The following is a 6,887-nucleotide window of genomic DNA, read 5'->3' as shown; positions in this document are numbered from 1 at the left end:
GGAGAACCCAGCTCCAGCATGGGCCGCCTTCCGCGCGGGGACCCGTCCTCACGCAAAACCCCTCCCCCGAAGTTGGGGGAGGGGTCGACGGCCGTTGCGAGGAACGAGCAAAAAGGCCGGCGGGGGAGAGGGGGCCCGTCGCGCAGCGACGGGTCTCCGCCTTCCGCATCCCTGTCACCCTTCCGCCCTTCCGCCCTTCCGCCCTTCCGCCCTTCCGCACTAACGCACTAACGCACTAACGCACTAACGCACTAACGCACTTCCGTCCTCACGCGCCTTCCCCGCCCACGTTGCGGTACCCCGACGCGAACACGATCGCCACGAGCACGATCAGGATCACGCCGTACGCGGCCGCGCCGCCAAAGTCGAAGCCCCGCAGCTGCGACAGCATCTCCACGCTGATGGGGCGCGTGCGGTTGGTGTACAGCAGGATGCTCGCGACGAACTCGCCCAGCGCCGTCACGAACGCCAGCAGCGCGCCCGCCGCCAGCCCTGGCAGCACCAGCGGCAGCACCACGCGCCGCGCCGCCGTCCACCGCGACGCGCCCAGCGACGCCGCCGCCTCTTCCAGCGACGGGTCCAGCTGGCGAAAGCTGGCCAGCGCCGCGCGCGTCACCAGCGGGATGTTGCGGATGAAGTACGCCAGCGGCAGGATGGCGAACGTCCCCACCAGCACGAACCGCCCCGCCGCCGGCTGGTGCACGTTGAACGTGTACACCAGCGCGATGGCCAGCACCGTCCCTGGCAGCGCCCACGGCAGCGCCACCAGCGCGCCCACCAGGCCGCGCCCCCGCACGCGCTTGCGCACCAGCAGCCACGCGGCCCCGTACGCGAAGACGACGTTCGCCAGCGTGGCGATCGTGGCCATCTTGAGCGAGTTGAGCACGGGCACCAGCCGCTGCGTGTCGCTGAAGATGCGCGCGTAGTTCTCCGCGGAGTACACGGGCGGGAACGCCTCGATGGTCCACGTCCCCTCCGGCACGAAGCTCACCAGCAGCACCGTGGCGTGCGGCAGCAGCAGGAACCCCACGAACACCGTGGCCGTGAGCGCCACCAGCCACGCCCGCCCACCCGCCTCGCGCCGCCCCGCGCCCAGCCCCTTGCCCGCGCCCGTGTACTCCCGCCGCGACTCGTAGCGCTGCAGCAGGAGCAGAAACAGGAGCGACGCCAGCGCCAGCACGACGGCCTCGACGGCCACCAGGCCGTCCTCGCCGTTCAGCTTGCTGCTGTACAGCTGCGTCGTGAGCACGCGAAAGCCGCCGCCGAACACGTACGGCGCGCTGAACGACGCCATGGACGTCATGAACACCAGCAGCGCCGCGCCGCCCAGGGCCGGCGCCAGCATGGGCAGCGTCACGCGGCGCATGGTCGTCCACCACCCCGCGCCCAGCGCCGCGGCCGCCTCGGCGTACCCCGCGTCCAATCGCGACAGGCCCGCGGAGACGAACATGTAGAAGTACACGTACATGGTGTACGCGTGCACCAGCAGCACCGCCCACGCGCCCGAAAGCCGCCACGGTGCGTGGTCCATCCCCAGCAGCTCCTGCACGCCGCGGGTCAGGAACCCGCTCTCCCCGTACAGGAACATGAACGAGATGGTGCCCACCAGCGGCGGCAGCAGCACGGGCATGGCGGCCAGGGCCCCCAGCACCCGCCGCCCCGGGAAGTCGCGCCGCGCGAACAAGAATGCCAGCGGCACGCCGATGAGCGCCGAGAGCACCACGCTGGCCACGCTGATCCACACGCTGTTCCACAGGGCCTCGCGCTCCGCCCGGCTGCCCAGGAAACGCGCGTAATGCCCGGTGGTGAAGCGGCCCCGGTCCATCACGCTGTCCGCCAGCACGAACAGGTTGGGATACAGCACCAGCCACAGCAGCACGACCAGCACCACCCCCATGAGGACGGCGGTGCCCGTCGGCCGGCGAAACCTGCTACGATCGCTGCTCACAGACGCATCCGCTTTCCGACAGTAGATTGCACAATCCGGAATTCTTCCCCATCATTCGTGCCGGCACGCTCCCCCGCATCCATCCCAGGAGATCCGATGAACAAGCTCAGGCTCGATCCCGACCAGCTGCGCGTGGAGTCGTTCTCCGCCAGCACCGGCGGCGGTGCCCTTCGCGGCACCGTCCAGGCGCGGTCGTTCGTCAGCGACATGGTGCCCACCGGCTGCTGCGGCGGGGACAAGAGCATGTACTGCGTGGAGACGGACTACGCCTGGAACACGTGCGGCGCCTCGTGCCAGTTCCAGTGCTTTCCCACGGGAAACGAGCCCACCTGCACCGCCTGCTGATCCGCATTCCCTCACTCGCTCCGGAGAGCTCCCAATGCCCAAGCTGACGCTGAACGTGGAGATGCTGGCCGTGGAGTCGTTCGCGCCCGCCGAGGCCGTCGCGCCCCGCGGCACCGTGGCCGGGCACTCGATCGACGGCGGCGACACGGACCTGGACATCCTTACCTGCGCCGGTTCGTGCCCGGCGGACTGCGAGCACGACGCCGTGTTCGTGCTCACCAACGACGGCCGCGAGACGTGCACCTACTCGTGTCCCGGCAAGTGCTTCAACACCAACATGCTGTCCACGCAGTGCTGCTGACCCGCGGCACCCGCATGGCATTACCCCGCGCTTCCACACTCGCGTGGACGCCGGCCGCGTCGACCGACGCACATCCGTCCCTCTCCCCCTGGAGACCCGCATGAAGAAGATCGCGCTGGACACTGAGACGCTGGCCGTCGAGAGCTTTGCCACCGTGCCCAAGCTGGGCTTTCTGCCGGGCGGCGGGGCGGGCACGGCCTGCTTCGAGACGTGCAAGACCGACCCGACGAGCGATCCGGACGTCGACACCTGCGGCACCGACTGATTCGCACGCGCCGCCGCTCCGGGGTGCCGGGGCGGCGGATTCTTTTCCCCGTCAATCGGAGCGGACCGCCATGAGCAAGATCACGCTGCGCCTGGACACACGGGCCGTCGAGACGTTCGAGCCGGCCGCTTTCGGGAACGCCGCGCGCGGGACCGTGCGCGCGCACGACTTTACGGAGGTCACGTCCTTTTGCCAGGGCTGCACGCGTGACCCCACGTGCGACGCGGCCTGCAGCACCGATGCCGACCAGGTGTGCTACGAGCCGTACACGCGCCAGCCCGGCTGCCCGGAGTAACGCGCGCGCCCACCCCACGCTGCCCATCGGCCGATGCCCGCGGTGCCGTCCCGACTTCGGGGCGGCGCCGCTGCGTTCACGCTGCTTCGGGCGCGTAGGCGACGGGCTGGGCGCGGCCGTGCAGGGCCAGGCGCACCACGTCGCCGGCATCGGCCTCATGGGGGCGGCCCTGGACGAGCACCTCGGGGCCGCCGTCCACCGCCACGCGGTAGAACGTGGCCGCGCCGGCAAAGCGCCGGTCCAGCACGCGGCCGGCCAGCGCGCCCTCCGCGCCATCGGCGGCCAGCTCCAGCGCCTCGGGACGCACCATCACCCGCGCGGGGGCGCCGGCCGCGCGCGGAGCGTCGTCCGCCAGCCGCGCCGTCCAGCGCGCGCCGCCCACGCGGACGGCGGCGCGGTCGCCCTCGACGGAATCCACCGTGGCGGGAAAGAAGTTGGCGCGGCCCAGGAACGACGCCACGAACGCGTTCACGGGCGACGCGTACAGGGCCTCGGGCGTGCCCACCTGCTGCAGGTGTCCGCGGTTGAGCACGGCCACGCGGTCGCTGAGCGCGAACGCCTCTTCCTGGTCGTGCGTGACAAAGACGGCCGTCATCCCCAGCTGCTTGAGCAGGGCGCGCAGCTCGTCGCGGGTGCGCTCACGCAGCGCCGCGTCCAGGTTGCTCAGCGGCTCGTCCAGCAGCAGCAGCGGCGGCTCGGGCGCCAGCGCGCGGGCCAGGGCCACGCGCTGCTGCTGGCCGCCGCTGAGTGCCTGCACCTTGCGGCGCGCGTACGGCGCCATCTCCACCAGCGCCAGCGCGCGCTCCACCTTGGGCCCGAGCGTGTCGCGCCGGTCGCCGCGCGACTTCAGGCCGAACGCCACGTTCTCCCACACGTCCAGGTGCGGGAACAGGGCGTAGTTCTGGAACACCATCCCCACGTCGCGCTTTTGCGGCGGCAGGGTGCTGACGTCGCGGTCGCCCAGGACCACGCGGCCGCTGGTGGGATGCTCGAATCCCGCGATCATCCGCAGCGTGGTGGTCTTGCCGCAGCCGGAGGGGCCCAGGAGCGTGAGGAACTCGCCCGCCGGCACCTCCAGCGAAACGCCATCCACCGCCACCGTGTCGCCAAAGCGGCGCGTCAGGTTTTCGAGCCGGAGCATCTAGGGGAAGTGCGAAAGTGCGAAAGTGCGGGAGTGCGGAAGTCACTACGCACCCGTTCAGGTGTTGCCGCGAGATCGTCATCCCGAGCGGCCTGCTTTGACTTCGCGCGCGCTGACGCGCGTCGTACTCGCAGAGTTCTTTTCTACGCGACGGCGCCCCAGGCGTCATCCTGAGGGAGCGCCGCGCGAACTCTGCTGAGCAAGGGCCATGGCGCGACCGAAGGATCTTGTCTCCCTGCCTCGGGCCGTCCACCGCGCATCGAAGGCCGCCCGGGACAGGCTGTGCCGGGGCGCGGCGTTCGTGCGGGGGACGCAAGATCCTTCGGGGCCACAGGCATCCAGGCCGGTCAAGGCCCGTGAGGGCCCCTCAGGATGACAATCCGGTTCCCACGTATCCGACCCTGGCGGAGGCCCGTCAGGGCTTCCCAGGCGGACGATTCCGCCGAAGCGGAATCGCGATCAGCGGGCGCCGCCGCGGTTGCGGACGTGCTCGTCCCAGTGGCGCATCCAGTTGTTGCCCTCGCGCTGCAGACGCGCCCAGTCCAGCGGCTCCGCGCGGATCTGGTCGCGCACCTGGCGCATACGAGGCGGAAGCGAATCCGCCGGAAAGTCCGTGCGCGCGGGCAGACGGAAGAAGTCGCGCGCGGCCGGCGCCAGCGCCTGGTTGCTGCCGATGAACTCCACGAAGCGCCGCGCCAGCTCCGCGTTGGGCGCGCCCCTGACCACCGCCACGCCGTCCACCAGCAGCGGCGTTCCACTGCGGGGAATCACGTAGTCGATGGGGTAGTTGTACTGCTTCTTGATGATCTCGATGTCCGGCAGGTCCCACAGCGTCACCAGCCCCTCGCGGCGCGCCAGCTTCTGGTACATCAGCGTGGGGTTGAGCACGTACTCGCGCGTCTGTCCGTCCAGCCGCCGCAGCCACGCGAACCCCTGCGCCGTGTCGCCCGTGGCGCGCAGGGAGCGGTCGATGACCATCCCGAAGATGGTGCGCATGGTCCCGCTGGCCATGGGGTCGCGGATGAGCACCTGCCCCTTCCAGCGCGGATCCAGCACGTCGTCCCAGTCCTGCGGCGCCTGCGCGGCGGGGATGGCCGCCGAGTTGTACGCGATGACCTCGGGCGTGAGGTAGTTGCCGTGCCACAGCCCGGCCGCGTTCTTGGCCTCCGGCGGCAGCGCGCCGGCCCACGTGGGGACAAAGCGCTCCAGCAGCGAGTCGCCCGCGGCCTGCTCGAAGAGCGGCGCCGGCGCGCCCCACCACACGTCCGCCTGCGGGTTGGCGCGCTCGGAGCGAATGCGGTCGAACACCTCCTGCGACCCCATGTCCACCGTTTCGACGGTCACGCCGGGGTTGGCGGCCTCGAACTGCTGCTTGAACGCCGCCAGCATCTCGCGGCCGTGCGGCGAGTACACCGTCAGCGTCTGGCCGCCGTTGCCCCCGCCGCCGCACGCGGCCGTGAGCGCGAGCAGGGCCAGCGCGGAAAACCTGCTGAGGTTGATCGGCATCGGCTGATCAGGCTCCGTGGATGTCGTGTTCGGTGCGGCACGGCGGATTCGCGCGGACGCCCTCTCCGCCCATCCGCCGAACTGCAACTGAGGCGGATACAAATACGCGTTCGGCCTCGATATGTCTACACCCTCCCCCGCGTCCGCCGCGGAAGAGGGTGTATCACGGGATGCGCATCACGCACGTACGAACGCACTTCCGCACGCACGCACGTTCAAGCGGCGGTGAGCAGGATGGGCTTGCCGCGCGTGATGACCAGCGTGTGCTCGTAGTGCGCGGCCAGCCCGCCGTCGGCCGTGCGCACGGTCCAGCCGTCGTCGCCGTCCACCCACTTGCTGGTGGACTCGCCGATGATGGGCTCCACGGTGATCACGAGCCCTTCCGTCAGGCGGCGGGTAAGGCGCGGATCGTAGTAGTTGGGAACGCTGGGCTCCTCGTGGATGGTGCGGCCGATGCCGTGGCCGTTCAGGTCGCGCAGCACGCGAAAGCCGCGGCGGTGCACCTCGTCCTCCACCGCGCGGCCGATGTCGTTCACGCGGTTGCCCACGCGCGCCACTTCCATGGCCTTGGCGAACGCCGCGCGGGCGCAGGCGGCCAGCCGCGTGGCCACGTCCTGCGAGGGCGGCACGGCCACGGTGGTCGCCGCGTCGGCCATGTAGCCGTCCTTTTCGATGGTCACGTCGAGCTTGACCAGGTCGCCCGGCTGGATGACGCGCGCGCCGGGGATGCCGTGCACCACCTCGTCGTTCACGCTGATGAGCACCTCGCCCGGGAACCCGTAGACGATCCGGGGCGCCGACCGCGCGCCCTGCTCGCGCATCACCTTGCCGGCGATCTCGTCCAGGTCGCCGGTGGTGATGCCGGGCCGCAGCGCCTTTTCCATGGCGCGCAGGATCATCCGCACGATGCGGCCGGCCTTCTTGAGCCCCTCGAGGTCCTTCTGGTTTTCGATCGACATTCCGGTGCTCCGGGTTCCGGCGCGTGGGCCGGCGCATCAACCCCTGAACGGCGGGTTACAGGGGACAGGTTACAGGGTACAGCCGGCAACTGCGGTTACTTTCGCACTTTCGCACTTTCGCACTTTC

The 6,887-nt window shown here is 70.6% G+C and carries 8 protein-coding genes; 4 read left to right on the top strand and 4 right to left on the bottom strand.

The annotated features are described in order from the left end of the window. Nucleotides 1-268: 268 nt before the first annotated feature. On the bottom strand, nucleotides 269-1,948 hold the full coding sequence (locus tag VFZ20_RS00830; protein ID WP_329681911.1) for an iron ABC transporter permease: 1,680 nt from the start codon (nucleotides 1,946-1,948) through the stop codon (nucleotides 269-271). Between the two features lie 96 nt (nucleotides 1,949-2,044). On the opposite strand from VFZ20_RS00830, the gene VFZ20_RS00825 reads away from it, so the two are divergent. From VFZ20_RS00825 to VFZ20_RS00810, 4 genes are all read left to right on the top strand, one after another. Further along, complete coding sequence (locus VFZ20_RS00825) at nucleotides 2,045-2,293, top strand: hypothetical protein (protein WP_329681910.1); 249 nt, start codon at nucleotides 2,045-2,047, stop codon at nucleotides 2,291-2,293. A gap of 34 nt (nucleotides 2,294-2,327) precedes the next feature. Beyond that, nucleotides 2,328-2,594 (top strand): hypothetical protein, encoded by a 267-nt coding sequence (locus VFZ20_RS00820; protein ID WP_329681909.1) that lies wholly within the window; start codon nucleotides 2,328-2,330, stop codon nucleotides 2,592-2,594. Between the two features lie 100 nt (nucleotides 2,595-2,694). Next, nucleotides 2,695-2,859 carry a hypothetical protein gene (locus VFZ20_RS00815; protein WP_329681908.1) on the top strand — a complete coding sequence of 55 codons (165 nt, stop codon included), beginning with the start codon at nucleotides 2,695-2,697 and terminating at the stop codon, nucleotides 2,857-2,859. A 70-nt stretch (nucleotides 2,860-2,929) separates the two neighbouring features. Then, entirely contained in the window at nucleotides 2,930-3,154 is a 225-nt protein-coding gene (locus VFZ20_RS00810; protein WP_329681907.1) for a hypothetical protein, read from the top strand. 76 nt (nucleotides 3,155-3,230) lie between these two features. Here VFZ20_RS00810 and VFZ20_RS00805 read toward each other — a convergent pair whose 3' ends face one another. The 3 genes from VFZ20_RS00805 to map form a co-directional block, all read right to left on the bottom strand. Next, nucleotides 3,231-4,295: an ABC transporter ATP-binding protein gene (locus VFZ20_RS00805; protein WP_329681906.1), complete on the bottom strand. Its 1,065-nt coding sequence runs from the start codon at nucleotides 4,293-4,295 to the stop codon at nucleotides 3,231-3,233. Between the two features lie 459 nt (nucleotides 4,296-4,754). Then, on the bottom strand, nucleotides 4,755-5,801 hold the full coding sequence (locus VFZ20_RS00800) for an extracellular solute-binding protein (RefSeq protein ID WP_329681905.1): 1,047 nt from the start codon (nucleotides 5,799-5,801) through the stop codon (nucleotides 4,755-4,757). Nucleotides 5,802-6,016: 215 nt separating this feature from the next. Then, nucleotides 6,017-6,760 (bottom strand): type I methionyl aminopeptidase, encoded by a 744-nt coding sequence (map, locus tag VFZ20_RS00795; protein WP_329681904.1) that lies wholly within the window; start codon nucleotides 6,758-6,760, stop codon nucleotides 6,017-6,019. Nucleotides 6,761-6,887: the final 127 nt, after the last annotated feature.

This window comes from Longimicrobium sp. (assembly GCF_036280135.1).
In the GTDB taxonomy this organism is placed as follows: Bacteria; Gemmatimonadota; Gemmatimonadetes; order Longimicrobiales; family Longimicrobiaceae; genus Longimicrobium.
This window is presented reverse-complemented; position numbering and strand designations above follow the sequence as displayed.

Bases quoted from the DNA above. Each gene is read 5' to 3' on its own strand.
- VFZ20_RS00820 (WP_329681909.1), top strand. From the start codon at position 2,328: ATGCCCAAGCTGACGCTGAACGTGGAGATGCTGGCCGTGGAGTCGTTC.
- VFZ20_RS00805 (WP_329681906.1), bottom strand. From the start codon at position 4,295: ATGCTCCGGCTCGAAAACCTGACGCGCCGCTTTGGCGACACGGTGGCG.
- VFZ20_RS00815 (WP_329681908.1), top strand. From the start codon at position 2,695: ATGAAGAAGATCGCGCTGGACACTGAGACGCTGGCCGTCGAGAGCTTT.
- VFZ20_RS00800 (WP_329681905.1), bottom strand. From the start codon at position 5,801: ATGCCGATCAACCTCAGCAGGTTTTCCGCGCTGGCCCTGCTCGCGCTC.
- VFZ20_RS00825 (WP_329681910.1), top strand. From the start codon at position 2,045: ATGAACAAGCTCAGGCTCGATCCCGACCAGCTGCGCGTGGAGTCGTTC.
- VFZ20_RS00810 (WP_329681907.1), top strand. From the start codon at position 2,930: ATGAGCAAGATCACGCTGCGCCTGGACACACGGGCCGTCGAGACGTTC.
- map (WP_329681904.1), bottom strand. From the start codon at position 6,760: ATGTCGATCGAAAACCAGAAGGACCTCGAGGGGCTCAAGAAGGCCGGC.